Genomic DNA, 23,767 nt, shown 5'->3' with positions numbered 1-23,767 from the left:
ATGTCGCGATGCTCGACAGCACCGGCGGACACGGCAATGTCGTGGCCGGTGGGTCGGGGAAGGTGATTATTGGAAGGTCAAGGATCGTAATTTTTCTGACTTTATTGTGTGCATGGGGGAGCAATGAAGCGTTTTTTGTCATTTTATTTGCAACGATTTTTTCTGTTTCATGTTCCACCAATCATGGGCGACCCACCGCCACGCTGCATTTTGGAACTGTTGAGATAACGCCGAGTGGCTTCGGCTTTCTGATGACTTTTACCAGCGATATCGATCTTTTGGCCTTGTTCGGTCCCGCCATTGGGGAAGGTCTCGTATGTGCGCTGGAAGATGATCAGGATTTTTCAATTGGGCATTATTTGAAGCGTTCCGGACGCGGTAGTGTGAGATTTATCGATGACACTACGGGAGGGCATTACGAATCAAAGGTTATTTTTCGCGAGGCAGGAGAGTTGCAAGGGCAGGAAAATATTCTGGGGGGCAAGGCGTTGCGTGATGTATTGGTCAAGAGGGAATTTATAGTATGTGCTTTTAGAGTTAACACTACCGGCAATAGAGCGTATGTTTCTAACGTCATGCATGTTCCAGCTTCCGATCTAGTGCAAGCGATTGATGCACATTAAAAAACCTTGCTGGCTGAGTATTCCCGCGCAATGCCTCAGTCACTTTCTCGCGCCTCTGTCGTTTTCCGGTGACCACGGAGTAGCCCATCAAGCGCCTGTTGCACGCAAATTCAGAAACGCACAAAAAGGTTGAATTTTTATGAGATGGGTATGTTTTCTCGCTTTGATGTTAGTGCTTTCAGCCTGCTCCCTGAATCATGGTCGACCTATTGCAACTCTGCAAATTTCAAAGGTTGAGCAACTCCGCAATACCGGGATTTATCAGATTTACTTTGCGTCGGATATCGATCTTCTCGGTTTGTTCAAGTCGTCCATTGGTCAAGGCCTGATTTGCTCGCTGAGCGATGATCTGGATTTTTCTCAAGCACATCATATAAAGCAATCGGGATTTGGTCTGGTTGAGGAAGTATCGGCCGAGCCGGGGCTTTACAGGGCTGACGTCATTTTTAGTGAGTCTAAAAAAAGCAGTGGTGGTGAGCGATATCTGCAAGGAGATACTTTGGCCCCTTTCTTGATGAAAAAAGACTCTATCGTTTGTTTGTTTCGAGTTCACTCCACGACGTACACGACTTACTTCTCTAACGTGATGAAAGTGCCTAGCAAGGAATTGCTGAAAGCTAACGCTGAGTACTGATTGTAATTAACAGGATTCTCCCTTGAAGAAATATATAGTTGTAGGTTTGTTATTTTTGTGCGGTGCTTGCAAGCAAAATCCACCGGTGCCGCCCATTGATATACAGTTTGAGTCTGTAAGCTATGTGCCTGATTACGCACGCTTTGATGTCCGGTTTTCTTCGGATAAGGATTTGCTGAAATTCTTCGATACCCATGCAGGTAGAAACCAAACCTATGAAGGGTTGGCGTGCTATCTGGGTGCGAAAGTGGAACTCTTTGAAAGGCAGGGTGAGTCAGACTATCTGGATGGCTTGATGGTTGAAGTTGATCGTACGGACTCACAGACCAGGCATCAGTACTCGGCGGAACTGAATGCGATTCATACCGACCATGAGACCGGCTCGAATACGTTCATTTCTTCGAAAGATCTTTTGGCGTTGTTGAATGCTCGCAATGCTTTGGCATGCCGGTTTTATGCCTCCGCTTATGGCTATGGAGTTTACTACTCAAGACCAATGGGTGTTCCAGCCTCCGATTTTGTTCGCGTTCTGACCAAGGAGGAGGAACGTTGAACTTTCGTATTTGCAAATGGTTGCTGTTGAGCAGTTTCTTGATGTGTTCGTCCTGCCTGCATCTCGACGTTCCACCTGCCAGGCTTGAATTTGTCTCGATCAATCACGCATTTTCTTCCTTGTACGATCTGCGTTTCACCTCTGACCGAAACCTCATCGATTTGTATGAAGTGCATGGACAGAGAGGCCAGATTGGAACCTCGATTAATTGCTCGCTGAATGGTGACCTGAATTTTTCCGTCGAACATCAGATCGCTCTGGAAGCTTCGGGGACGGTCAGTGAAATGCGTTTGATCGAAGGCGACCGCCGGTATGAGATGTTTGCAAGGATCAACCTGAAGAATCACGCCCTCAACGACGGCCGGGAGTGGGTCAGACCCGTTGAGTTGGTGCAGATCCTCAAGCCGCAGGAATACATTCCGTGCAAGGTGGTGATCACCGCGTTTCCGTATGTCGCCTACTACTCAAGAGTCATGTACATCCCCACGTCGCGATTCATTGCCCAGTTGGAAAATCCACGTTTGGCACCGTCGCGTGTCTCGCTTAAACCCTCTGACCAGCCGCGTTCATTGCTGCCACTTGCGTCGGTGTGCATCGTGCGTTGGCGCTATGAGTTGGCAGCAGGATATGACCGGATCGACAGTCTCGGGCTATGCAGTGATGTGCCCTATGCCGGAATGTTGGCCTCCTTTGCGCCGAACAATACGAAATTGAGGATTGTTGCAGGAGCAGAGGGAACGCCTGCACCCCAGGCGGCGTACATCATCATTCGAGGAGACGGGCGTCAGGAGCCAGGCATAGCCGACGAGGAGGGGCGTACACATGAGGTGGGAGCGAGTGAGCATGAATCTTTGAGCGTCATCCTCAACAAGCACCTGGATCCTGTCGAGCGATGGACGCCTTGGATTGAAGACGTCCCAAAATATGGGATGTAAAATTACATATTGAGATTTCGCGCTTGAGAGGTCTATAGTCCAGCTCACTCACTGCCAATAACAAAACAGGTGAAGCGATGCTGGCGCAATTGATCGCGCTCGATTGGGGGACGACCTCCCTACGTGCTTACAAACTCGCGGCGGGCGGGCAGGTGCTGGCGCAGCGGTCGCTGTCGTTCGGGATCATGCAGTTGCCGAAGACGCCGCGGGTCATCAACGGTCGTGAATGCGCCGACGGTTTTGAGTTGGCATTCGATGAGGCGTGCGGCGACTGGCTCGATGCGCAACCCGACTTGCCGGTGATTGCCTGCGGCATGGTCGGCAGCGCTCAGGGCTGGCGCGAAGCGTCCTACCGCGATACGCCGGCCAACGTCGCCGATCTCGGAAAATCCCTGCAAACCGTTCGCAGTCTTCGCGGTGTCGATGTGCACATCGTGCCGGGTGTGATTCAGCGCTCGACGCTGCCGAACGTGATGCGCGGCGAAGAAACCCAGGTACTCGGCGTCCTGCAGAATCTGCCGGTCGAGGCGGGCAATGATCTGTTGATCGGCCTGCCGGGCAGTCATTCGAAATGGGTGGAAGTGGCCGACGGCTGCATCACCCGTTTCGACACCTTCATGACCGGCGAAGTGTTCGCCGTGCTCAGTGAACACAGCATTCTCGGCCGTACCCAACAGCACAGCGCGACGTTCGATGCCGAGGCGTTTGATCGCGGCGTGCAGGTGACGTTGTCGGCCGAGGGCGAAATCGGCGTGCTGTCGACCCTGTTCAGCGCCCGCAGCCTGGGCCTGACCGGCGAACTCAGCGCCACTGCGCAACCGGACTATCTGTCCGGCCTGCTGATCGGCCACGAGCTGACAGCGTTGGCCACCGTGCAACGGCGCCGTCGCAACAGTGCACAGCTTCCTTCGATCATCCTCATCGGCAACGCGCAGTTGTGCGCCCGCTACAGCCGTGCGCTCGACGCCTGTGGTTTCGCCCGGGTGACCCTGGCCGAGCAGGCCACCGAGCGTGGGCTGTGGCAATTGGTGCTTGCCGCCGGACTGATCGATTCCTCATCCCGTTAACCCTGACTGGAGGCCTGACATGCTCAAGCAAGCACTGGCGCAAAACGGTCTGATCGCGATCCTGCGCGGCCTGCATCCGCAGGAAGCCGCTGCTGTCGGAGAAGTCCTGTATGCGGCCGGATTTCGCGTCATCGAAGTACCGCTCAATTCCCCCGCGCCGTACGAAAGCATTCGCATCCTGCGCAAGACCCTGCCCGCCGATTGCCTGATCGGTGCCGGCACGGTGCTGACGCCGGAACAGGTGGATTTAGTGAAGGAAGCAGGCGGCCAGGTCATCGTCATGCCCCACAGCGATGCCAAGGTGTTGCGGGCAGCGAAAGCGGCGGGGCTGTACCTGTCGCCGGGTGTTGCCACGCCGACCGAAGCCTTTGCGGCGCTGGAGGAGGGCGCGGACATTCTCAAGCTGTTCCCGGCCGAGCAGATGGGGCCGGCAGTGGTGAAAGCGTGGCTGGCGGTGTTGCCCGTCGGGACGATTCTGGCGCCGGTCGGCGGCATTACCCCGGACAACATGCAGGCGTTCATCGATGCCGGCGTCAAAGGCTTCGGCCTCGGTTCCGGGTTGTTCAAACCGGGCATGACGACCGAGCAAGTGGCGGCCAATGCCAAGGCCTACGTGGCGGCCTGGAAAGCCCTTCGCTAAGACTTTTTGGCGCTGCGTGCGCTGCATCTATAAGAGAGACAAAAAGATGAAAATCACCAAACTGACCACCTTCATCGTCCCGCCGCGCTGGTGCTTCCTGAAAGTCGAAACCGACGAGGGCGTGACCGGTTGGGGCGAGCCCGTGGTCGAGGGCCGCGCCCACACCGTCGCGGCAGCGGTCGAGGAATTGTCCGACTACCTGATCGGCAAAGACCCACGCAACATCGAAGACATCTGGACCGTGTTGTATCGCGGCGGCTTCTATCGGGGTGGGGCGATCCACATGAGCGCACTGGCCGGCATCGACCAGGCGTTGTGGGACATCAAGGGCAAGGCGCTTGGTGTGTCGGTGAGTGATCTGCTTGGTGGTCAGGTGCGGGACAAGATCCGTGTTTATTCGTGGATCGGCGGCGATCGTCCGGCAGACACCGCGCGGGCCGCGAAAGAGGCGGTGGGCCGTGGTTTTACCGCGGTGAAAATGAACGGCACCGAGGAACTGCAATTCCTCGATACCTTCGAGAAAGTCGATCTGGCGCTGGCCAATGTCGCGGCAGTGCGCGATGCGGTCGGGCCCAACGTCGGCATCGGCGTCGACTTCCATGGCCGGGTGCACAAGCCCATGGCCAAGGTGCTGATGAAGGAACTCGACCCGTACAAATTGATGTTCATCGAAGAGCCGGTGCTCAGCGAAAACTACGAAGCGCTGAAAGAACTGGCTCCGCTGACCAGCACGCCGATTGCCCTCGGTGAGCGGCTGTTTTCGCGCTGGGACTTTAAACGGGTGTTGAGCGAAGGTTACGTCGACATCATCCAGCCGGATGCCTCCCACGCCGGCGGTATCACCGAAACCCGCAAGATCGCCAACATGGCCGAAGCCTACGACGTGGCGCTGGCACTGCACTGCCCGCTGGGGCCGATCGCACTGGCGGCGTGTCTGCAACTGGACGCCGCTTGTTACAACGCGTTTATCCAGGAACAGAGCCTGGGCATCCATTACAACGAGAGCAATGACCTGCTCGATTATGTGAAGGATCCAAGGGTGTTCGATTACGACAAAGGCTTCGTGAAAATCCCCAACGGCCCGGGCCTGGGGATCGAGATCAACGAGGAATACGTGATCGAACGCGCGGCGGTCGGCCATCGCTGGCGCAACCCGATCTGGCGCCATGCCGATGGCAGTTTTGCCGAGTGGTGAGTGGCTGACTCAGCACATCTGATCGTTCCCGTGCCGAGCGCGGGAACGACTCAAGGCCTCAGGCCAACCTCAATAAACATAAGAAGAGGTTCTCCCCATGCAACCGCAAACCCTCACCGGGCAAGCGACGTTAGTCACGCCCAGCCGCAAGCGTTTTTTTATCATGGTGTTGCTGTTCATCACCGTGGTCATCAACTACCTCGACCGCAGCAATCTGTCGATTGCCGCCCCGGCGCTCACCACCGAGCTGGGCATCGACCCGGTGCATGTCGGACTGATCTTCTCCGCGTTCGGCTGGACCTACGCCGCCATGCAGATTCCCGGCGGCTGGCTGGTGGATCGGGTGCCACCGCGCATCCTGTACAGCGTCGCGCTGCTGTTGTGGTCGCTGGCCACGGTGATGCTCGGTTTCGCCGCCAGTTTCATCGCCCTGTTCGTGCTGCGCATGGCGGTCGGTGCGCTGGAAGCGCCGGCGTATCCGATCAACAGCCGCGTGGTGACGACCTGGTTTCCCGAGCGCGAACGTGCCACGGCGATCGGTTTCTACACCTCCGGGCAGTTTGTCGGGCTGGCGTTTCTGACCCCGGTACTGGCCTGGCTGCAACATGAGTTTGGCTGGCACATGGTGTTTGTCGTGACGGGGGCGGTGGGCATTGTCTGGGCCGCGATCTGGTATGCGGTGTATCGCGAACCGCGTGATTTCAAAGGCGCCAACGAAGGCGAAATCGACCTGATCCGTGAGGGCGGAGGGCTGGTGGACATCGCCGCCGAAGCCGCCAAAGTGAAAGCGAAATTCAGTTGGACCGATCTCGGCATCGTCCTCAGCAAACGCAAGTTGTGGGGAATTTACCTCGGCCAGTTCTGCCTGAACTCGACGCTGTGGTTTTTCCTGACATGGTTCCCGACCTATCTGGTGAAATATCGCGGCATGGACTTCATCAAGTCCGGACTGCTGGCGTCTCTGCCGTTTCTCGCTGCGTTCATCGGCGTGCTGTGCTCCGGGTTCTTTTCCGACTTCCTGATTCGCCGTGGCTGTACCGTCGGGTTTGCGCGCAAATTGCCGATCATTGGTGGCCTGCTGATTTCCACCTCGATCATCGGCGCCAACTTCGTCGAATCGACGCCGCTGGTGATTGCTTTCCTGGCCCTGGCGTTTTTCGGCAATGGGCTGGCGTCGATCACCTGGTCGCTGGTGTCGACACTGGCGCCGGCGCGGCTGCTGGGCTTGACCGGTGGGGTGTTCAATTTCATCGGCAATCTGTCGGCGATTGCCACGCCGATTGTCATCGGCTTTCTGGCCAGCGGCGATTCGTTCGCTCCGGCGATCACCTACATCGCGGTTCTGGCATTGATTGGTGCTTTGTCCTACGTGCTGCTGGTGGGCAAGGTCGAGCGCATCGAGTTGTAGTCGTCCCTGTCGGGCGACCATAATGCCGCCCGTTCCCTCGCTCAACGCTAAAGGCTGGATATGCAGGAAGACGCCCCGAAAAACGCCAAGGACGCCGCGCCGACCGGCACCCAGACCCTGCTTCGCGGGTTGGGTGTGGTGCAGGCCGTCGCCAGTGGCGCCCGCGATCTCAAAGAGATTGCCCGCCTGATCGGTACCACGCGCAGCACCACCCATCGTCTGGCCAGTTGCCTGGTGGACGAGCGTTACCTGCGCGTCGTGCCGCAAGTCGGTTATCTGCTGGGGCCGAAGCTGATCGAACTGGGTTTCCAGGCGCGTGAAGAGTTGCCGCTGGTGACCCTGGCCGGGCCTTATCTGGACGAGTTGTCGGCGCTGACTGGCGATACCGTTCACCTGGGGATTCGTGAAGGCGACGAAGTGTTGTACCTGTTGAAGAATCCGGGGCGCAACGGCCCGGAAATGCGCTCGCGGGTCGGCCATCGCATGCCGCTGGCGCGGACCGGGATCGGCAAGGCCTTGATGCTGGATGACGCGCCGCAGGATTGGCAGCGTCTGTACGACATCAGCCTGCCGGCGGGTGGGAAAAGTCAGTTCTGGCCGCAGCATCCCCAGCAGTCGTGGGAGCAGCTTGAGCAGCGGATGACCGAGTACGTGGCCGGCGGCTACGCGTTCGATCTGGAAGACAACGAACCGTCGATCCGTTGCGTGGCGGCGCCGATCCGCGACGCGAGCAAGCGCATCGTCGCGGCGATCAGCATCGCCAGCACCGTGCCGTATATGCCGCTGGAGAAAATGGCCGAGCTGATTCCCCTGATCAAAGGGGTCACAACCCGGCTTTCGGCGGAGCTTGGCTTGAAGGTCTGAGGAATCAGAGTTTCAAGGTCGCCATGTCGATCACGAAACGGTACTTCACATCGCCGGCGATCATCCGCGCGTAGGCTTCGTTGATCTGGCGGATGTCGAGCATTTCGATGTCGCAAGTGATGTTGTGCTCGGCACAGAAATCCAGCACTTCCTGGGTTTCGGCGACGCCACCGATGAGCGAGCCGGCCAATACGCGACGGCCCAATACCAGTTTCGCGGCGTGGACCGGCGGGTCGATCGGTTCGATCAGGCCCACCAGAATGTGCACGCCGTCGAAGCGCAGGGTGTCGAGGTACGGGTTGAGATCGTGCTGCACTGGAATGGTGTCCAGCAGGAAATCGAATCGACCGGCGGCGGCTTTCATCTGCTCTTCGTCGGTGGACACGATCACATGATCGGCGCCCTGACGACGACCTTCCTCGGCCTTGCTCGCCGAGCGGGTGAACAGCGTCACTTCAGCGCCCATGGCCTTGGCGAACTTGATGCCCATGTGGCCGAGGCCGCCCATGCCGAGAATCCCGACCTTATCGCCGGCCTTCACGCCGTAGTGCTTGAGTGGCGAGTAAGTGGTGATGCCGGCGCAGAGAATCGGAGCAGCCGCTGCCAGATCCAGCTTCTCGGGGATGCGCACCACGAAGTGCTCGCTGACCACGATGCTGTCCGAATAACCGCCCATGGTGTTGCTGCCATCGACCCGGTCGGGTGTGGCATAGGTCATGGTCGGGCCTTCGAGGCAGTATTGCTCGAGGTTCGACTGGCAGGCTTCGCAGGTGCGGCAGGAATCGACCATGCAGCCGACACCGACCAAATCTCCTGCTTTGTGTTTGGTGACGTTCGCACCGACAGCGGTGACTTTTCCGACGATCTCGTGACCGGGCATCAACGGGTAAACGGCAATACCCCATTCGTTGCGCGCCTGGTGGATGTCGGAGTGGCAGACGCCGCAGTACAGAATCTCGATGGCGACATCGTCGGCCCGAGGGCTGCGGCGTTCGAATTTCATCGGGGCGAGGGGGGTGGTGGCCGTTTGAGCGGCATAGCCGATGGCGGTGTACATGTGAAACCTCGCAAAAGCAGTGACAAGTGAGGCGGCGCATTCTGGGCGCCGTCCGGTCGTCCGGCCATGGCGATTCCTCCGGGTGTCATGCCTAATCCTCCGGCATGCGGGGTTGATCGGTCGCATTGGCAAAAGGATCTGCGATGATGCTTTTATCCCTTTTTCCGTGATTTTTTCTGAAGAGCCACCCGATGCAATTGACCCGTCACCTTGATGCCAATGCCATGCTGGTTTCGCTGATCGAACCGCTGGCGCTGCGCGATGGTTACAGCCAGACCGGGCTGCCGGGTGTGCAGGTATTGCGCGCCAGTTGCGACGTTGCCCGTGGCCCGCACATTTATGAACCGAGCCTGATGATCATCGCCCAGGGCAGCAAACTGGCGTATCTGGGGCCGCGCACCATGGAATACGGTGCCGGGCATTACTTGATCCAGGCGTTGCCGGTGCCGTTCGAGTGCGAAACCTATGCGTTGCCGGACGCGCCGTTGCTCGGCGTATCGGTGGCGATCGACCGGGTGTTGCTCGGTGAGCTGGTGCTGGCCATGGGCCTGGCGCCGGGGCGGCATATTCCGGCGCAGACACCGGAGTCGATGACCTCGGTGGTGCTCGACGATGACATGCGCGGTTGCGTCGAACGCTTGCTGCGCTGTCTGCACGATCCGCTGGAGTGCCAGATTCTCGGGCCTGCGCGGGTGCGGGAGTTGTTGTTCGTCGCGTTGCGCGGTCCACAGGCTGATGTATTGCGGGCGCTGGTGGAGCAGCAGGGGCAGTTTGCCCGGGTGGCGGCTTCGATCAGCCATTTGCATTCGCACTACACCGAACCGTTGAACGTCGAGACATTGGCCAGTTGCGCGAACATGAGCGTTTCGACCTTTCACGAACACTTCAAACGCAGCACGTTGCTGTCACCGGTGCAGTATCTGAAGCGTTTGCGTTTGTTGAAGGCGCAGACGTTGTTGATCGCCGAGGGGCTGGGTGTCGCGCAGGTGGCGCATCGGGTGGGGTATCAGAGCACGTCGCAGTTCAGTCGCGAGTACAAACGCTATTTCGAACGCAGCCCGGGGGATGAGCGCGCGGCTTGATCTTTTACAAATCGCAGGCAACAAAAAGGCCCCCATATAGGGAGCCTTGATGTTCTGCAGATCGACTTACATGTTCGGGTAAGTCGGGCCGCCAGCGCCTTCCGGCGTCACCCAGGTGATGTTCTGCGAAGGGTCCTTGATGTCACAGGTCTTGCAGTGCACGCAGTTCTGGGCGTTGATCTGGAAGCGCTTCTCGCCGTCTTCCTTGGTGATCACTTCATACACGCCGGCCGGGCAGTAACGCTGCGCCGGTTCGTCGTACATCGGCAGGTTGCGGCTCAACGGGATGGTCGGGTCGGTCAGTTTAAGGTGGCACGGCTGTTCTTCTTCATGGTTGGTACCGGAGATGAACACCGAGCTCAGCTTGTCGAAGCTGATCTTGCCGTCGGGTTTCGGGTAGTCGATCTTCTTGCAGTCGGCCGCGAGCTTGAGGCAGGCGTAGTCCGGCTTGGTGTCGTGCAGGGTGAACGGCAGTTTGCCGCCGAAGATGTTCTGGTCCAGCCAGTTGAAACCACCGCCGACGATGGCGCCGAACTTGTGGATCGCCGGGCCGAAGTTGCGGCTGGCGAACAGTTCTTCGTAGAGCCAGCTCTTCTTGAAGGCGTCGACGTAGGTGGTCAGCTCTTCGGTGCCGTCCTTGTCAGCGAACAGTGCGTCGGCCACGGATTCAGCGGCGAGCATGCCGGACTTCATCGCGGTGTGGCTGCCCTTGATCTTGGCGAAGTTCAGGGTGCCGAGGTCGCAACCGATCAGCGCGCCGCCCTTGAAGACCATTTTCGGCAGCGAGTTCAGGCCGCCCTTGCAGATGGCGCGGGCGCCGTAGCTGATGCGCTTGCCGCCTTCCAGGTACTGCTTGAGCACCGGGTGATGCTTGAGGCGCTGGAATTCGTCGAACGGCGACAGGTAGGTGTTGCTGTAGGACAGATCGACGATCAGGCCGACCACCACCTGGTTGTTTTCCAGGTGATAGAGGAAGGAGCCGCCGGTGTTCTCGGTGCCCATGATGTCCATCGGCCAACCGGCGGTGTGCACCACCAGGCCTGGCTGGTGTTTGGCCGGGTCGATTTCCCAGATTTCCTTCAAGCCGATGCCGTAGTGCTGGGCATCGGCATCGCTGTCGAGGTTGTAACGCTTGATCAGTTGCTTGCCGATGTGGCCACGGCAGCCTTCGGCGAACAGCGTGTATTTGCCACGCAGTTCCATGCCCGGGGTGTACAGGCCTTCTTTCGGATGGCCTTCGCGGTCGACGCCGAGGTCACCGGTGATGATCCCGCGCACGATGCCGTTTTCATCGATCAGTGCTTCCTGAGCGGCGAAGCCCGGGTAGATTTCCACGCCCAGGTTCTCGGCCTGCTGAGCGAGCCAGCGGCACAGATTGCCGAGGGAAATAATGTAGTTGCCTTCGTTGTGCATGGTCTTGGGCACAAAGAAGTCAGGGATTTTCTGCGCGCTTTCGGCGTTTTTCAGCACGAAAATGTCATCGCGGGTGACTGGCGTGTTCAGCGGGGCGCCGAGCTCTTTCCAGTCCGGGAACAGTTCGTTCAGGGCCCGTGGTTCGAATACGGCACCGGAAAGGATGTGTGCGCCGACTTCGGAGCCTTTTTCGACCACGCAGACGCTGATTTCCTTACCGGCTTCGGCGGCCTTCTGCTTCAGACGGCAGGCGGCGGACAGGCCAGCGGGGCCGGCACCGACGATGACCACGTCGAATTCCATGTATTCGCGTTCCACAGGCTATCTCCTACTCAAGGCTCAACAGTTTTTTTTCTAATTTGGAGGTTCGGTGTCGTATCCGTTATTGCCTTTACGTTAACGTCAAGGCTAATAATGGGCAAACCACCTTTCTCTCTAGGCGGCGCATTATATCTACACCACTCTTAGCGTCCAATACAAACGTTTGTTTGAATCGGCTCCAGCCCAGAGAAATCAAAGAAGCGCGGCTTATGACAGGGCATTTTGGCGTATTGACCAGAATGGGCGTTCCGGTCAAGATACGGGCGGTTTTGCGCTCGCCGTAGGCTGAATGGTGGTTTCAAGAGCACCTCTAAAGACAGGGCGTAGGCGGTAACCGGTGATGCGCAGCGCAGGTTCGGCGCGCAGTTTACACACCGCGAAGCGGCATGACTCGTCGGTCACGACTGACGAACGGTCATCCCGCTCAGCCGGCGTTTTTAGAGGTGCCCTTGTGCCCGATGAGCATCAACCGCCAGGTTCGCCTAGGCGACTTTCTTTTCACCGGAGAGTAACGAGGAATCCATGAAGGTTCTTGTAGCTGTCAAACGCGTTGTGGATTACAACGTCAAGGTTCGCGTCAAGGCGGACAATTCCGGCGTAGACCTCGCCAACGTCAAGATGTCGATGAACCCATTCTGCGAAATCGCAGTGGAAGAAGCCGTACGCCTGAAAGAGAAAGGCGTTGCGACTGAAATCGTCGTCGTCTCCATCGGCCCGTCCACCGCTCAGGAACAGCTGCGTACCGCACTGGCTCTGGGTGCCGACCGCGCCATCCTCGTCGAATCCGCTGAAGACCTGACTTCCCTGGCCGTGGCCAAGCTGCTCAAGGCCGTGGTCGACAAGGAACAGCCTCAGCTGGTGATCCTGGGCAAACAGGCCATCGACAGCGACAACAACCAGACCGGCCAGATGCTCGCAGCACTGAGCGGCTACGGTCAGGGCACTTTTGCCTCGAAAGTCGAAGTTTCCGGCGACAGCGTTGCCGTGACCCGCGAAATCGACGGCGGCGCGCAGACCGTTTCCCTGAAACTGCCAGCGATCGTCACCACCGACCTGCGTTTGAACGAGCCGCGCTACGCGTCCCTGCCAAACATCATGAAAGCCAAGAAGAAGCCTCTCGAAGTGCTGACTCCGGACGCTTTGGGCGTTTCCACCGCCTCCACCAACAAGACCCTGAAAGTCGAAGCGCCGGCTGCACGCAGCGCTGGCATCAAGGTCAAGTCGGTGGCTGAACTGGTCGAGAAACTGAAAAACGAAGCGAAGGTAATCTAAATGACTATCTTGGTTATTGCTGAACACGACAACAAAGTGCTGGCCCCGGCCACACTGAACACCGTTGCTGCCGCTGCCAAAATCGGTGGCGACATCCACGTTTTGGTCGCAGGCCAGGGCGCTGGCGCCGTGGCTGAAGCCGCCGCGAAAATCGCAGGCGTGAGCAAAGTCCTGAACGCTGACAATGCTGCCTACGCGCATCAGCTGCCGGAAAACGTTGCTCCGCTGGTCGCCGAACTGGGCAAGGGCTACAGCCACATCCTGGCTGCCGCCACCTCCAACGGTAAAAACATCCTGCCGCGCGTTGCCGCCCAGCTGGACGTTGACCAGATCTCCGAGATCATCTCGGTAGAAAGCGCTGACACCTTCAAGCGTCCGATCTACGCCGGTAACGCCATCGCTACCGTGCAATCGACCGCTGCGATCAAAGTGATCACCGTGCGTGCCACCGGTTTCGACCCGGTTGCTGCTGAAGGTGGTTCGGCTGCCGTTGAAGCGGTTGCCGCTGCTCACAACGCCGGTACTTCCAGCTTCGTCAGCGAAGAGCTTGCGAAATCTGATCGTCCTGAGCTGACCGCTGCCAAGATCGTCGTTTCCGGCGGCCGCGGCATGCAGAACGGCGACAACTTCAAACACCTGTACGCGCTGGCCGACAAGCTGGGCGCCGCTGTTGGTGCTTCCCGCGCCGCAGTCGACGCAGGTTTCGTACCGAACGACATGCAGGTCGGTCAGACCGGCAAGATCGTTGCGCCTCAGCTGTACATCGCCGTCGGTATCTCCGGCGCGATCCAGCACCTGGCCGGCATGAAAGACTCCAAAGTGATCGTTGCGATCAACAAGGACGAAGAAGCGCCGATCTTCCAGGTGGCCGATTACGGCCTGGTGGCGGATCTGTTCGAAGCCGTACCTGAGCTGGAGAAGCTGGTCTAATCCGGCGGCTTCACTTATAAAGAGCCCGGCCTGTTGGTCGGGCTTTTTTTTGTCTCGGATTTGAGTGGGAGCGTTTCGCCATGGATCTGCATCGCCGGTTGGGTTTCTCGTTATTGCTGTGTTCCAGCCTGTTGCCGGGGTTGTCCATGGCGGCGGGCAAATGCGAGCGACTGGTCGTCACCGGCAGCCCGGATGCACCGCCGTATCTCTGGCAGGATCCGCAGAATCCCAAACAGTTGATCGGTGCCAGTGCCGACCTGTTGCAGCAAGTGGCGAAGGATCTGGGCATCAAGGTCGAATTGCTTTATGCCGGTAAACGCTCACAGGCCCTCGACGAAGTGCGCAGCGGGCGCATGGACATGCTGGCCGACGCGCCCATGACCTTCAACGAGCTGGAAAACCTCGACTACATCCATCCCCCTCTGCTGGAAAACGACTATCTGGTGTGGACCCGCAAAGGCTCGACCCTGGTCTACAGCGAAGCGAAGGATCTCCAGGGTCATCAAGGAGGATTGTCGGAAAAGTCTCGAATGACCCAGGCATTTGGCACTTTTGCCGAGCAGCATTTGACCCTGACCCGTACGGCAAACCTCACTCAGGCCCTGCAGAAACTGCTGCTGGGCGAAGTGGAATATGTACTCGCCGGCCGCTACTCGGGGATGGCCGCCGCGCAGGCCCTGGGCATGGCCAATGATCTGTTGGCTTTCGAGCAACCGATTGACCGGCCCGGTCTGTTCCTTGCGCTTTCCCACAACTCGGCTTGCAACGATCCGTGGTTGCGCGGACAGCTGGCCAAAAAGATGACAGAATTGCCCGCGTCCGGCCTGACGGAAGCCGCGCTGCAACGCAACATCGAGCGCTGGAAGGCGCAGCAGCAACAGCCGCCGCAACCACCTGTCAGCGCCCCAAAACAGTAGGGATTCTTAGTGAGTAATCGAGTTCTTTTCACGGCCCTGGCCGTTCTGGCCCTGGCCGGTTGCGCCAGCGATCCGGCACCCAATGAACAAATGCGCCTGACCGAACAGGCGCTGGAGCAGGCCAAGGCCGTCGGCGCCACCGCCGACGAAGTGCCGGAAATGAAACTGGCGGAAGACAAGTTCAACCGGGCTAAAGGCAGCATGGCCGGCGAATCCTTCAAGAACGCGCGGATGCGCGCCGAACAGGCCGAACTGGATGCACGCCTGGCCGAAGCCAAGGTGCTGACCCAGAAGAGCGAAGAGCAACTGAACGTGCTCAATACCCGCATTGTCCGTCTGCGCAAGCAACTGGGGGATGCCCAATGAGCCTGACTTCAAAAGCCTTCGGCACTCTGATCCTCGTGGGTTGCGCCAGCCTTTATGGCTGCGCCGGCCAACACAGCGAAACCGCCTTGCAGGAAGCCAGCGCTGACTTCCAGAAGGTCAAGGAAGATTCCAATGTGCTGCGTATCGCGCCGAAAGACGTGATTCGTGCCGGTGAATCCCTGGCCCGCGCCGATCGTCTCTCCACTTACTGGGGAAGTGGCTCGGACGTGGCGCATTACTCCTATCTGAGTCAGCGTTACAGCCAGATCGCCCGCGAGCACACCAATCTGGTGCTCAACGAAGAGCGCGCGGCGAAGCTGGAGCTGGAGCGCCAACGCCTGCAACTGGCACTGCGCGAGTCCAAACTGTTGAGCGTGCAGCAGCAGGGCAAATGGCTGGAAGAGCAGATCGTTGCTCTCGCCACCACCCAGACCGACCGTGGTCTGGTGATGACCCTGGGTGACGTGCTGTTCGACACCGGCGAAGCCGAGCTGAAGAATTCGGCGAATCGCGTGGTCTTGAAGATCGTGCAGTTCCTGCAACTCAATCCGAAACGCGTGGTGCGTATCGAGGGTTACACCGACAGCACTGGCGGCAAACAAGAGAACCTCAAACTGTCCCGCGACCGCGCACAGTCGGTTGCCGATGTGCTGACGGACCTGGGCATCGACGAAAAACGCATTCAGGTCGAAGGCTACGGCGACGAATACCCGGTGGACGCCAACGCTTCCGAGCGTGGGCGTGCGCAGAACCGTCGCGTGGAAATCGTGTTCTCCGACGAAAAAGGCCAGCTCGGCGCCGCCCGCTGAGGGTGGCGTTACTGGAAAGCCCGGCCTGTCATGCAGCGCCGGGCTTTTTTACGTCTGTCGATTACCTCACAAAGCAGTACAGATTTATCCGACACTGCACTGTATGGTTGACTAATATGGCAACTGTCCCAGTACACTTCCAGACTGTTCCGGTATTGTTCACACAAAAATAAAACGCCCGTGATATCGAGTGCTGCGTCATGACCAATCTCTTGCTCTACCAACGTATTGCTCAACAACTGGCCGAAGACATCCGCCGCGGCGTCTATCAGCCGGGCGAGCGCGTGCCCTCGGTGCGCAAGATGAGTTCGCAGCTCAACGTCAGCCATGCCACGGTGTTGCAGGCTTACGCCAACCTCGAGGATCAGGGGCTGATCCGTGCACGGCCGCAGTCTGGCTACTACGTGCACCAGACCCCGGCACTGACCGCACCGACCCCGGACATTGCCCGGGTCGAACGACCTGGCCTGGTCACCCGCGCCAGCATCATTCAGCAAGTGTTGGTCGAGTCGCGCCGCGAAGGCGTGTTCCCGCTGGGTGCAGCGGTGCCCAGTGTCGATTATTTACCGGTGCGCGCACTGCATCAGCAATTGGCCAAGGTCACCCGATTCCATAGCCCGCGCGCCTTCAGCTACATGTTCAGCCCCGGTTTCGAGCCGTTGCGCCGACAAGTGGCGATCCGCATGCGCGACGCCGGTGTGGTGGTCGACCCGTCGGAAGTGGTGATCACCCACGGTTGTGTCGATGCCTTGCAGATGTCGCTGCGGGTGCTGACGCGCCCGGGCGATCTGATCGCCGCCGAATCACCGACCTATTACGGATTGCTGCAACTGGCCGACCTGCTGGGCCTGAAAGTCATCGAAATTCCCAGCGACCCGGCCACCGGCATGAGTCTGGAAGCCCTGCAACTGGCGGCCAACCAATGGTCGATCAAAGCGCTGGTGCTGACGACCCGGCTGAGTAACCCGCTGGGTGGCACCATGCCCGAAGAGCGGCAAAAACAATTGCTGCGCCTGGCCTCGGACTTCGATATCCAGATCGTCGAAGACGACATCTATGGCGAATTGATGTTCGAGCAAGGTCGCACCAAGGCGCTCAAGGCCTACGACCGGCTGGATCGGGTCATTTACTGTTCGAGTTTTTCCAAGACCTTGTCACCCGGTGTGCGCGTCGGCTGGATGATTGCCGGCAAGTATCAACAGGAAATCCAGCGTCTGCAGACCTTCACCACGCATTCGGCTTGCAGCGTCACGCAAATGGCGATCGCCGCTTATCTGGAAAATGGCGGTTATGACCGGCATTTGCGGTACATCCGCCAGGAATACCGAAAAAACCTCAGCGCATTCCAGCTGGCGGTGCAGCAGTACTTCCCCGAAGGCACGCAAATGACCCGACCCACGGGCGGTTTCATTCTCTGGGTGAGCCTGCCGGGGCGGGTCAACACACAGGAATTGCATGTCCGCGCATTACAGCAGGGCATCAGTATCGCGCCGGGGCTGATTTTCAGTAATACCGAGCAGTTCAACCACTGCATTCGGCTGAACTGCGGCACGCCGTGGAATCGCGAGGCGGAGCGGGCGCTGATGACGCTTGGTCTGCTGGCGACTCAACTGTGTCAGGAAATGGCCGGCGGTTTCTGAACAGACAGCGCGGCGCGCTTGTCATGTGGCGTTCAACAAGCGAGCATATGGCCCTCTGCCGTTAGCGTTGTAGGTTCCATGAAAGCGATTTTTCCTGCTGCCTGGGTTTTGCTTTGTCTGTTGATGATCGGTCACGCGCCAGCTGTCATGGCCGCTGCCGTTTCGGAAAAACCGACAGCAGCGTCCACGGTGAAAAAGCCGGTTGCCAGCAAGAAAGCCGCTCCTGCGAAAGAAAAGCAGCAGAAAGCCGCTCCCGCCAAGAAACGTGCACCGATCGCTTCCAAGTCGAAATCCGCCAGTGAAGTGGCCAAGACGCCATTACCCCCGGCCAGACTCGACTTGAGCCTGCCCAAGGACATGGTTCAGCAGTTGAAGCCGGTTGGCACCGTGCCGCTGCCCAAGCGCGAAGCGATCCTGCCGCAGATGTTTGGCGAGAAGAACAGCGGCTTCCAGCTCAACGGTCGTTTGCTGAGCAATGAAATGCAGTTGCAGCTGCGCAATGAAGAGCGCCGCGAAGTCGAAGGCGCTGCGCTGGATTTCGAATTCAAGCAGTAAATTCAATCGATCCGTGACCCGCAGACCAGACGCTTTGTCGGAGACTGGTCAGTCACTTTCGTTTCTGCGTAAAAACCCCGGTTCAGGGAATTTAAAACAGCCGTTTTAGCGGTTACCCTGTTCCGCGTCCCTTTAACACATTGCCCGTCGCGAGGAACTCGTCGTCATGAACTGCCGTGAAGGTTGTGGCGCCTGTTGCATTGCCCCTTCCATCAGCTCGCCGATTCCGGGCATGCCCGATGGCAAACCTGCCGGCGAACGTTGCGTTCAGCTCTCGGTCGAAAACCTGTGCAGCATTTTCGGCCAACCGGAACGTCCAGCGGTCTGTTCAGGGTTCAAGGCCGATGTCGAAGTCTGCGGAAGCAGTCAGGAAGACGCGATCAGACTGCTCGGCTGGTGGGAGCAGATGACGGCGGCGTGATGTGTCAAACGAACGGAACTTCAACAATAAGGAATAAGACTATGGGTTCGCTGCATCGTATCGCTGTGTTGTGTGGTTTGACTGCCGTGCTGGCCACTTCGGCTGCCCAGGCTGAAGACTGGAAAGTGGCCAAGAACGAAGATGGCATCAAGGTCTCCCTGAGCGAAGTGCCGGGTTCGGACTACAAGTCTTATCAGGGCGTGACCTTGATGAAGACCACCGTCGCCAAACTGCGCGCATTGCAGGAAGACGTCTCCGGCGCCTGTGCCTGGATTCACGAGTGCAAGACCCAGAAACTGCTCAAGCACGAAGGCGACCAGAGCTGGACCTACACCCAGTTCAACACGCCGTGGCCAGTGACCCCGCGCGACTCGATCCTGCATGTCACCACCGTTGAAGGCGCCGATGGCAGCCTGACCCGCAACCTCGAAGGCCTGCCGAAGTACCTGCCGGAAGAAAAAGGCTTTGTGCGCGTAGCTCAGGTCAAAGGCTTCTGGAAGTTCGTGCCAAAAGGCGATCAGGTCGAAGTGACCTATCAGGTCCACACCGAGCCAGGTGGCAGCGTGCCGTCGATGATTGCCAACAAGTTTGTGGTCGACGCACCGTTCAATACCTTGAAAGCCCTGAAAGAGCGCGCCGAGAAGTAAGTATCGCGTTCCTCTGCAAACGCCCCGAAGAACTCGGGGCGTTTTGTTTTGTAGGTTTATTGTGTTTCCGGATATGCGTTGAACGAAATTTTCACAAAGTCTTCAAGACAATTCGCCCGCGCTGTTTGCAGCTGTCCGGGTATGCCGTGCCTTTAATGAAAGAGTCCGGCAGCGGGGCAGTAATCAATGGCAATGCCGCCGGTGATCGTGCAACATTTGCGCACCGCGCAAGCCCCGGGGCCTGGAATGGCCAACAGAGGGCAGGGCGCAGCTGTATTTTTGCAACTTCAACTTCCAATGGGTCCTAAAACGACATGGCAAACCCGGACGCCCTGAATCAGCAGCGATCTTCCAGTCGCCTGCTGCAACCGACCGTCAAATCGCATCTGGCCTACACGCTTTTGTGCGCACTGGTCATGATGGTGATGTTTTCCGTGCTGCGCCTCGCGCTGCTGGTCTACAACCGCGAGATGATCCTCGACACCCCGGCTTCGACGTTCCTCGAAGCCTTCGCCAACGGCCTGCGTTTCGACCTGCGCCTGGTGGTCTACCTCTGCGTTCCGATGGTGCTGGCGCTGTTCAGTGCCCGGGCGATGGCCGCGCGCGGGTTCTTCCGTCTATGGCTGACGGTGACCTCCAGCATCGCGCTGTTCCTCGGCCTGATGGAAATGGACTTCTACCGCGAGTTCCACCAGCGCCTCAACGGCCTGGTGTTCCAGTACGTGAAGGAAGACCCGAAAACCGTGATGAGCATGCTCTGGTACGGTTTCCCGGTGGTGCGCTACCTGCTGGCCTGGGCCGTGGGCACTGTGATCCTGACCCTGGCGTTCAAGGGCGCCGACCGTCTGACCCGTCCGCGTGGCCCGTTCAGTGGCGGCAACGTCGGCACTCGTCAGGTAGCGCCATGGTATGCGCGTCTGGCGGTGTTCGTGGTGTGCCTGCTGATCTGTGTGGTCGCCGTGCGTGGCACCCTGCGTCAAGGCCCGCCGCTGCGTTGGGGTGACGTGTACACCACCGAATCGAATTTCGCCAACCAGCTCGGCCTCAATGGCACCCTGTCGCTGATCGCGGCCGCCAAGGACCGCATGGGCGAAGACCGCAACAACATCTGGAAAGCCACGCTCCCGCAGGATCAGGCGCAGAAAGTCGTGCGCGAGATGCTGGTCATGCCGGACGACAAACTGGTCGATGCCGACATCGCCGCCGTGCGTCGTGACTACACGCCGCCAGCCGACAAGACCCTGCCGATCAAGAACGTTGTCGTGATCCTCATGGAAAGCATGGCCGGTCACTCGGTGGGCGCTCTGGGCGCGCCGGGCAATATCACGCCGTACCTCGACAAACTGTCGAAGGAAGGCCTGCTGTTCGACCGTTTCTTCTCCAACGGCACCCACACCCACCAGGGTATGTTCGCCACCATGGCCTGCTTCCCGAACCTGCCGGGTTTCGAATACCTGATGCAGACCCCGGAAGGCAGCCACAAACTGTCCGGCCTGCCGCAGCTGCTCAGCGCGCGCAAGTATGACGACGTCTATGTCTACAACGGCGACTTCGCCTGGGACAACCAGTCCGGTTTCTTCAGCAACCAGGGCATGACCAACTTCGTTGGCCGCAATGACTTCGTCAACCCGGTGTTCTCCGATCCGACCTGGGGCGTGTCCGACCAGGACATGTTCGACCGTGGTCTGGTGGAGCTCAAGGCACGTGAAAACGGCAAGCCGTTCTACGCGCTGCTGCAGACCCTGTCCAACCACACGCCTTACGCCTTGCCGACGCCATTGCCGGTCGAGCGCGTGACGGATCGTGGCACGCTCAACGAGCACCTGACCGCCATGCGTTATGCGGACTGGGCACTGGGCCAGTTCTTTGAAAAGGCCCGCAAGGAGCCTTACTTCAAGGAAACCCTGTTTGTCATCGTCGGCGACCACGGCTTTGGCAACGAGCGTCAGATCACCGAAATGGACCTGGGCCGCTTCAACGTGCCGATGCTGATGATCGCACCGGGCATCCAGGAAAAATTCGGTACTCGTGACCACACCGTGGGTACGCAGATCGACATCGTGCCGACCATCATGGGTCGCCTGGGTGGCGAAGTGCGTCATCAGTGCTGGGGTCGTGACTTGCTGAACCTGCCGGCAGGCGACACCGGTTTCGGTGTGATCAAGCCGTCGGGCAGCGAGCAGACCACCGCCATCGTCACCGCTGACCAGATCCTTGTACTGCCGAAAGAGAAGGAAATGGCGCCGAAGATCTACCAGTACCAACTGGGCGCGAATCCTTCCGCCGAAATCATTCCGGACGCACCGCGCACCGCCGAGTTGAAACTCAAACTCGAAGCGTTCCTGCAAACGGCCACCAAGAGCCTGCTCGACAACACTGCCGGTGTGATTAACGGCAAGCCGGACTGATCATCTGGCGCAATAAAAAGAGGCCCTTTTCAGGGCCTCTTTTTTTGTCGGTCAAAAGGTCATATCCGACCGAGCAACAGCAGAACCAACAGTACCACCAGCACTACACCGATAATGCCCGAAGGACCGTAACCCCAACTTCTGGAGTGTGGGAAGACCGGCAGACCACCGATCAGCAACAGGATCAGGATAATGATAAGAATTGTGCCCATGTCGATTTCCTTGTTGATAGTGTCTGGGAAGTCTTGGTGTTCAAGGGCGGCTGGAAGTTGAACTAAATCCAGACGGCTTACAAATTCCGACTGGCGCGCGTGAAAGAAAATTCAATGTTTTTTCAGTGTATTTGGTTCACGGTCTTATTTCGTTTGATGCCACGGTTTGCTCCAGCCATTCAGCAATCTGATGGAGCGTGGGTCGCTCCGGATCCTTCGCTACACTCCGCGCATCTTCCCCGGAACAACAAGGCTGTTTGCTATGCAAAATCGCATGATGATCACTGGCGCGGGCTCCGGCCTGGGTCGCGAAATCGCGCTGCGCTGGGCGCGTGAAGGCTGGCAACTGGCCTTGTCGGACGTCAGTGAGCCCGGTCTGCAGGAGACCCTCAAACTCGTTCGCGAGGCCGGTGGCGACGGCTTCATCCAGCGTTGCGACGTGCGTGATTACAGCCAGCTCACCGCGTTCGCCCAGGCCTGTGAAGTGAAATTCGGCGGCATCGACATCATCGTCAACAACGCGGGCGTGGCGTCGGGCGGATTCTTCAGCGAGTTGTCGCTGGAAGACTGGGACTGGCAGATCGCGATCAACCTGATGGGCGTGGTCAAGGGCTGCAAGGCGTTCCTGCCGCTGCTGGAACAGAGCAAGGGCAAGATCATCAACATCGCCTCGATGGCGGCTCTGATGCAAGGCCCGGCGATGAGCAACTACAACGTGGCCAAGGCCGGTGTGGTGGCGTTGTCCGAAAGCCTGCTGATCGAACTGGCCCAACAGGAAGTCGGTGTCCACGTGGTGTGCCCGTCGTTCTTCCAGACCAATCTGCTGGACTCCTTCCGTGGCCCGACGCCGGCGATGAAAGCACAGGTCGGCAAGTTGCTGGAAAGTTCGCCGATCACTGCCACCGATATTGCCGACTACATCTACAGACAGGTCGCCGCCGGCGAGTTCATGATCCTGCCCCACGAACAAGGCCGCATGGCCTGGGCGATCAAGCAGAAGAACCCGCAGTTGCTCTACAACGAAATGACCGCGATGGCCGAAAAGATGCGCGCCAAGGCCAAACAGAACAACAGCTGAACTTGCACCGCCAAAGCCCCGTCGTTAGGGTGACCGCCACAGTCACCCTGACGAGTCATCTGCATGCTCAACTACTTGTGGTTTTTCCTCGCCGCGCTGTTCGAAATCGCCGGTTGTTTCGCATTCTGGATGTGGTTGCGCCAGGGCAAGAGCGCCTTGTGGGTGATCCCGGCGCTGCTCAGCCTGACCTTGTTTGCACTGTTGTTGACGCGCGTTGAAGCGACCTACGCCGGTCGCGCCTACGCCGCTTACGGCGGCATCTACATCATTGCTTCGATTGGCTGGCTGGCGGTGGTCGAGCGCATCCGTCCGCTGGGGTCGGACTGGATCGGTGTCGCCTTGTGCGTGATCGGTGCCAGCGTGATTCTGTTCGGGCCACGGTTTTCGGCGACCTGAAACACCGACTTGAAGGAAACGTCTGAAGGCCAAAGCACCCGGGCGCGTAGGGTTTGACTGATTTGCCCGCAGCGCATTGTAGGGCGCTCGAAAGCCGCGCATCTTCAAGGCTCGAAAACCTTGAAGGACAACCCTCATGCTTGTACTCAGCCGTGTTGTCGGTGAGCTGATTTCCATCGGCGATAACATCACTTTGCGCGTTCTGGCGGTCAACGGCTCCAGCGTGCGGTTCGGCGTCGAGGCGCCAAAGCAGGTCAACGTACACCGCGCCGAAGTCTACGAGCGGATCCAGCGCAAACAGGCCAACGGCAAGGGCCACTGACC

Annotated in this window: 26 protein-coding genes; 23 read left to right on the top strand and 3 right to left on the bottom strand. The window is 58.7% G+C overall.

Translation table 11 applies throughout. From position 1 onward, the window contains the following. Positions 1–8: 8 nt before the first annotated feature. The 9 genes from AC1RR7_RS25870 (at position 9) to AC1RR7_RS25830 (ending at position 7,919) form a co-directional block, all read left to right on the top strand. Entirely contained in the window at positions 9–623 is a 615-nt protein-coding gene (locus tag AC1RR7_RS25870) for a hypothetical protein (protein WP_493158697.1), read from the top strand. Between the two features lie 139 nt (positions 624–762). After that, positions 763–1,257, top strand: coding sequence for a hypothetical protein (locus AC1RR7_RS25865; protein WP_493158696.1), 495 nt, complete (start codon positions 763–765; stop codon positions 1,255–1,257). A 22-nt stretch (positions 1,258–1,279) separates the two neighbouring features. Further along, positions 1,280–1,810: a hypothetical protein gene (locus tag AC1RR7_RS25860; RefSeq protein ID WP_493158695.1), complete on the top strand. Its 531-nt coding sequence runs from the start codon at positions 1,280–1,282 to the stop codon at positions 1,808–1,810. Next, positions 1,807–2,745, top strand: coding sequence for a hypothetical protein (locus tag AC1RR7_RS25855; RefSeq protein ID WP_493158694.1), 939 nt, complete (start codon positions 1,807–1,809; stop codon positions 2,743–2,745). Before AC1RR7_RS25860 ends, AC1RR7_RS25855 begins: the two co-directional genes overlap by 4 nt. Positions 2,746–2,822: 77 nt before the next feature. Then, positions 2,823–3,812: a 2-dehydro-3-deoxygalactonokinase gene (locus tag AC1RR7_RS25850; RefSeq protein ID WP_493158693.1), complete on the top strand. Its 990-nt coding sequence runs from the start codon at positions 2,823–2,825 to the stop codon at positions 3,810–3,812. A 19-nt stretch (positions 3,813–3,831) separates the two neighbouring features. Continuing rightward, positions 3,832–4,452: a 2-dehydro-3-deoxy-6-phosphogalactonate aldolase gene (locus tag AC1RR7_RS25845; RefSeq protein ID WP_102620509.1), complete on the top strand. Its 621-nt coding sequence runs from the start codon at positions 3,832–3,834 to the stop codon at positions 4,450–4,452. A gap of 46 nt (positions 4,453–4,498) precedes the next feature. Further along, positions 4,499–5,647 carry a galactonate dehydratase gene (gene dgoD, locus AC1RR7_RS25840; protein WP_007950849.1) on the top strand — a complete coding sequence of 383 codons (1,149 nt, stop codon included), beginning with the start codon at positions 4,499–4,501 and terminating at the stop codon, positions 5,645–5,647. A 97-nt stretch (positions 5,648–5,744) separates the two neighbouring features. Beyond that, entirely contained in the window at positions 5,745–7,055 is a 1,311-nt protein-coding gene (locus AC1RR7_RS25835; RefSeq protein ID WP_096820984.1) for an MFS transporter, read from the top strand. A 60-nt stretch (positions 7,056–7,115) separates the two neighbouring features. Then, positions 7,116–7,919, top strand: a complete 804-nt coding sequence (locus tag AC1RR7_RS25830) for an IclR family transcriptional regulator (protein WP_493158692.1) — start codon at positions 7,116–7,118, stop codon at positions 7,917–7,919. 4 nt (positions 7,920–7,923) lie between these two features. Here AC1RR7_RS25830 and AC1RR7_RS25825 read toward each other — a convergent pair whose 3' ends face one another. Continuing rightward, positions 7,924–8,976: an NAD(P)-dependent alcohol dehydrogenase gene (locus tag AC1RR7_RS25825; RefSeq protein ID WP_493066365.1), complete on the bottom strand. Its 1,053-nt coding sequence runs from the start codon at positions 8,974–8,976 to the stop codon at positions 7,924–7,926. A 191-nt stretch (positions 8,977–9,167) separates the two neighbouring features. Here AC1RR7_RS25825 and AC1RR7_RS25820 point away from each other — a divergent pair, with 191 nt between their 5' ends. After that, complete coding sequence (locus tag AC1RR7_RS25820; RefSeq protein ID WP_102620507.1) at positions 9,168–10,058, top strand: AraC family transcriptional regulator; 891 nt, start codon at positions 9,168–9,170, stop codon at positions 10,056–10,058. Between the two features lie 66 nt (positions 10,059–10,124). On the opposite strand, the gene AC1RR7_RS25815 is transcribed toward AC1RR7_RS25820, so the two are convergent. Next, positions 10,125–11,789: an electron transfer flavoprotein-ubiquinone oxidoreductase gene (locus tag AC1RR7_RS25815; RefSeq protein WP_096820988.1), complete on the bottom strand. Its 1,665-nt coding sequence runs from the start codon at positions 11,787–11,789 to the stop codon at positions 10,125–10,127. A 525-nt stretch (positions 11,790–12,314) separates the two neighbouring features. On the opposite strand from AC1RR7_RS25815, the gene AC1RR7_RS25810 reads away from it, so the two are divergent. The 10 genes from AC1RR7_RS25810 (at position 12,315) to AC1RR7_RS25765 (ending at position 21,757) form a co-directional block, all read left to right on the top strand. Further along, positions 12,315–13,064, top strand: a complete 750-nt coding sequence (locus AC1RR7_RS25810) for an electron transfer flavoprotein subunit beta/FixA family protein (protein ID WP_003226982.1) — start codon at positions 12,315–12,317, stop codon at positions 13,062–13,064. Continuing rightward, complete coding sequence (locus AC1RR7_RS25805) at positions 13,065–13,994, top strand: electron transfer flavoprotein subunit alpha/FixB family protein (protein ID WP_085710904.1); 930 nt, start codon at positions 13,065–13,067, stop codon at positions 13,992–13,994. A gap of 80 nt (positions 13,995–14,074) precedes the next feature. Beyond that, positions 14,075–14,911 carry a substrate-binding periplasmic protein gene (locus AC1RR7_RS25800; protein WP_192558681.1) on the top strand — a complete coding sequence of 279 codons (837 nt, stop codon included), beginning with the start codon at positions 14,075–14,077 and terminating at the stop codon, positions 14,909–14,911. 9 nt (positions 14,912–14,920) lie between these two features. Next, the gene (locus tag AC1RR7_RS25795) at positions 14,921–15,277 is read left to right on the top strand and encodes a DUF4398 domain-containing protein (RefSeq protein ID WP_096820990.1); all 357 of its coding nucleotides are present in this window, start codon (positions 14,921–14,923) and stop codon (positions 15,275–15,277) included. Beyond that, entirely contained in the window at positions 15,274–16,086 is an 813-nt protein-coding gene (locus tag AC1RR7_RS25790; protein WP_249482814.1) for an OmpA family protein, read from the top strand. Before AC1RR7_RS25795 ends, AC1RR7_RS25790 begins: the two co-directional genes overlap by 4 nt. Before the next feature lie 200 nt (positions 16,087–16,286). After that, the gene (locus AC1RR7_RS25785) at positions 16,287–17,726 is read left to right on the top strand and encodes an aminotransferase-like domain-containing protein (protein WP_096820992.1); all 1,440 of its coding nucleotides are present in this window, start codon (positions 16,287–16,289) and stop codon (positions 17,724–17,726) included. A 78-nt stretch (positions 17,727–17,804) separates the two neighbouring features. After that, a complete protein-coding gene (locus tag AC1RR7_RS25780; protein WP_096820993.1) occupies positions 17,805–18,281 on the top strand; it encodes a translation initiation factor 2 in 477 nt (158 codons plus the stop codon). A gap of 166 nt (positions 18,282–18,447) precedes the next feature. Then, complete coding sequence (locus AC1RR7_RS25775; RefSeq protein ID WP_102620504.1) at positions 18,448–18,702, top strand: YkgJ family cysteine cluster protein; 255 nt, start codon at positions 18,448–18,450, stop codon at positions 18,700–18,702. Positions 18,703–18,743: 41 nt separating this feature from the next. Further along, complete coding sequence (locus AC1RR7_RS25770; protein WP_085704686.1) at positions 18,744–19,349, top strand: START domain-containing protein; 606 nt, start codon at positions 18,744–18,746, stop codon at positions 19,347–19,349. 314 nt (positions 19,350–19,663) lie between these two features. Beyond that, positions 19,664–21,757 (top strand): LTA synthase family protein, encoded by a 2,094-nt coding sequence (locus tag AC1RR7_RS25765; protein WP_102620503.1) that lies wholly within the window; start codon positions 19,664–19,666, stop codon positions 21,755–21,757. Between the two features lie 59 nt (positions 21,758–21,816). On the opposite strand, the gene AC1RR7_RS25760 is transcribed toward AC1RR7_RS25765, so the two are convergent. Further along, complete coding sequence (locus AC1RR7_RS25760) at positions 21,817–21,975, bottom strand: DUF3309 family protein (protein WP_169432680.1); 159 nt, start codon at positions 21,973–21,975, stop codon at positions 21,817–21,819. A gap of 256 nt (positions 21,976–22,231) precedes the next feature. On the opposite strand from AC1RR7_RS25760, the gene AC1RR7_RS25755 reads away from it, so the two are divergent. The 3 genes from AC1RR7_RS25755 to csrA all read left to right on the top strand — a co-directional run bounded on the left by AC1RR7_RS25755 (position 22,232) and on the right by csrA (position 23,765). Next, on the top strand, positions 22,232–23,047 hold the full coding sequence (locus AC1RR7_RS25755) for an SDR family oxidoreductase (RefSeq protein WP_102620501.1): 816 nt from the start codon (positions 22,232–22,234) through the stop codon (positions 23,045–23,047). A gap of 63 nt (positions 23,048–23,110) precedes the next feature. Then, positions 23,111–23,443 (top strand): YnfA family protein, encoded by a 333-nt coding sequence (locus AC1RR7_RS25750; RefSeq protein WP_085710895.1) that lies wholly within the window; start codon positions 23,111–23,113, stop codon positions 23,441–23,443. Positions 23,444–23,579: 136 nt separating this feature from the next. Next, on the top strand, positions 23,580–23,765 hold the full coding sequence (gene csrA / locus AC1RR7_RS25745; RefSeq protein ID WP_102620500.1) for a carbon storage regulator CsrA: 186 nt from the start codon (positions 23,580–23,582) through the stop codon (positions 23,763–23,765). Positions 23,766–23,767 lie beyond the last annotated feature (2 nt).

Source organism: Pseudomonas sp. GW821-FHT11G12 (assembly GCF_058808055.1).
This window is presented reverse-complemented; position numbering and strand designations above follow the sequence as displayed.

What these genes read in the sequence shown, in the direction of transcription:
- AC1RR7_RS25780 (WP_096820993.1), top strand. Translation starts at nt 17,805, where the DNA reads ATGAAAGCGATTTTTCCTGCTGCCTGGGTTTTGCTTTGTCTGTTGATG.
- AC1RR7_RS25810 (WP_003226982.1), top strand. Translation starts at nt 12,315, where the DNA reads ATGAAGGTTCTTGTAGCTGTCAAACGCGTTGTGGATTACAACGTCAAG.
- AC1RR7_RS25805 (WP_085710904.1), top strand. Translation starts at nt 13,065, where the DNA reads ATGACTATCTTGGTTATTGCTGAACACGACAACAAAGTGCTGGCCCCG.
- AC1RR7_RS25820 (WP_102620507.1), top strand. Translation starts at nt 9,168, where the DNA reads ATGCAATTGACCCGTCACCTTGATGCCAATGCCATGCTGGTTTCGCTG.
- AC1RR7_RS25830 (WP_493158692.1), top strand. Translation starts at nt 7,116, where the DNA reads ATGCAGGAAGACGCCCCGAAAAACGCCAAGGACGCCGCGCCGACCGGC.
- AC1RR7_RS25765 (WP_102620503.1), top strand. Translation starts at nt 19,664, where the DNA reads ATGGCAAACCCGGACGCCCTGAATCAGCAGCGATCTTCCAGTCGCCTG.
- AC1RR7_RS25835 (WP_096820984.1), top strand. Translation starts at nt 5,745, where the DNA reads ATGCAACCGCAAACCCTCACCGGGCAAGCGACGTTAGTCACGCCCAGC.
- AC1RR7_RS25845 (WP_102620509.1), top strand. Translation starts at nt 3,832, where the DNA reads ATGCTCAAGCAAGCACTGGCGCAAAACGGTCTGATCGCGATCCTGCGC.
- AC1RR7_RS25785 (WP_096820992.1), top strand. Translation starts at nt 16,287, where the DNA reads ATGACCAATCTCTTGCTCTACCAACGTATTGCTCAACAACTGGCCGAA.
- AC1RR7_RS25790 (WP_249482814.1), top strand. Translation starts at nt 15,274, where the DNA reads ATGAGCCTGACTTCAAAAGCCTTCGGCACTCTGATCCTCGTGGGTTGC.
- AC1RR7_RS25775 (WP_102620504.1), top strand. Translation starts at nt 18,448, where the DNA reads ATGAACTGCCGTGAAGGTTGTGGCGCCTGTTGCATTGCCCCTTCCATC.
- dgoD (WP_007950849.1), top strand. Translation starts at nt 4,499, where the DNA reads ATGAAAATCACCAAACTGACCACCTTCATCGTCCCGCCGCGCTGGTGC.
- csrA (WP_102620500.1), top strand. Translation starts at nt 23,580, where the DNA reads ATGCTTGTACTCAGCCGTGTTGTCGGTGAGCTGATTTCCATCGGCGAT.
- AC1RR7_RS25850 (WP_493158693.1), top strand. Translation starts at nt 2,823, where the DNA reads ATGCTGGCGCAATTGATCGCGCTCGATTGGGGGACGACCTCCCTACGT.
- AC1RR7_RS25825 (WP_493066365.1), bottom strand. Translation starts at nt 8,976, where the DNA reads ATGTACACCGCCATCGGCTATGCCGCTCAAACGGCCACCACCCCCCTC.
- AC1RR7_RS25750 (WP_085710895.1), top strand. Translation starts at nt 23,111, where the DNA reads ATGCTCAACTACTTGTGGTTTTTCCTCGCCGCGCTGTTCGAAATCGCC.
- AC1RR7_RS25865 (WP_493158696.1), top strand. Translation starts at nt 763, where the DNA reads ATGAGATGGGTATGTTTTCTCGCTTTGATGTTAGTGCTTTCAGCCTGC.
- AC1RR7_RS25870 (WP_493158697.1), top strand. Translation starts at nt 9, where the DNA reads ATGCTCGACAGCACCGGCGGACACGGCAATGTCGTGGCCGGTGGGTCG.
- AC1RR7_RS25770 (WP_085704686.1), top strand. Translation starts at nt 18,744, where the DNA reads ATGGGTTCGCTGCATCGTATCGCTGTGTTGTGTGGTTTGACTGCCGTG.
- AC1RR7_RS25800 (WP_192558681.1), top strand. Translation starts at nt 14,075, where the DNA reads ATGGATCTGCATCGCCGGTTGGGTTTCTCGTTATTGCTGTGTTCCAGC.
- AC1RR7_RS25755 (WP_102620501.1), top strand. Translation starts at nt 22,232, where the DNA reads ATGCAAAATCGCATGATGATCACTGGCGCGGGCTCCGGCCTGGGTCGC.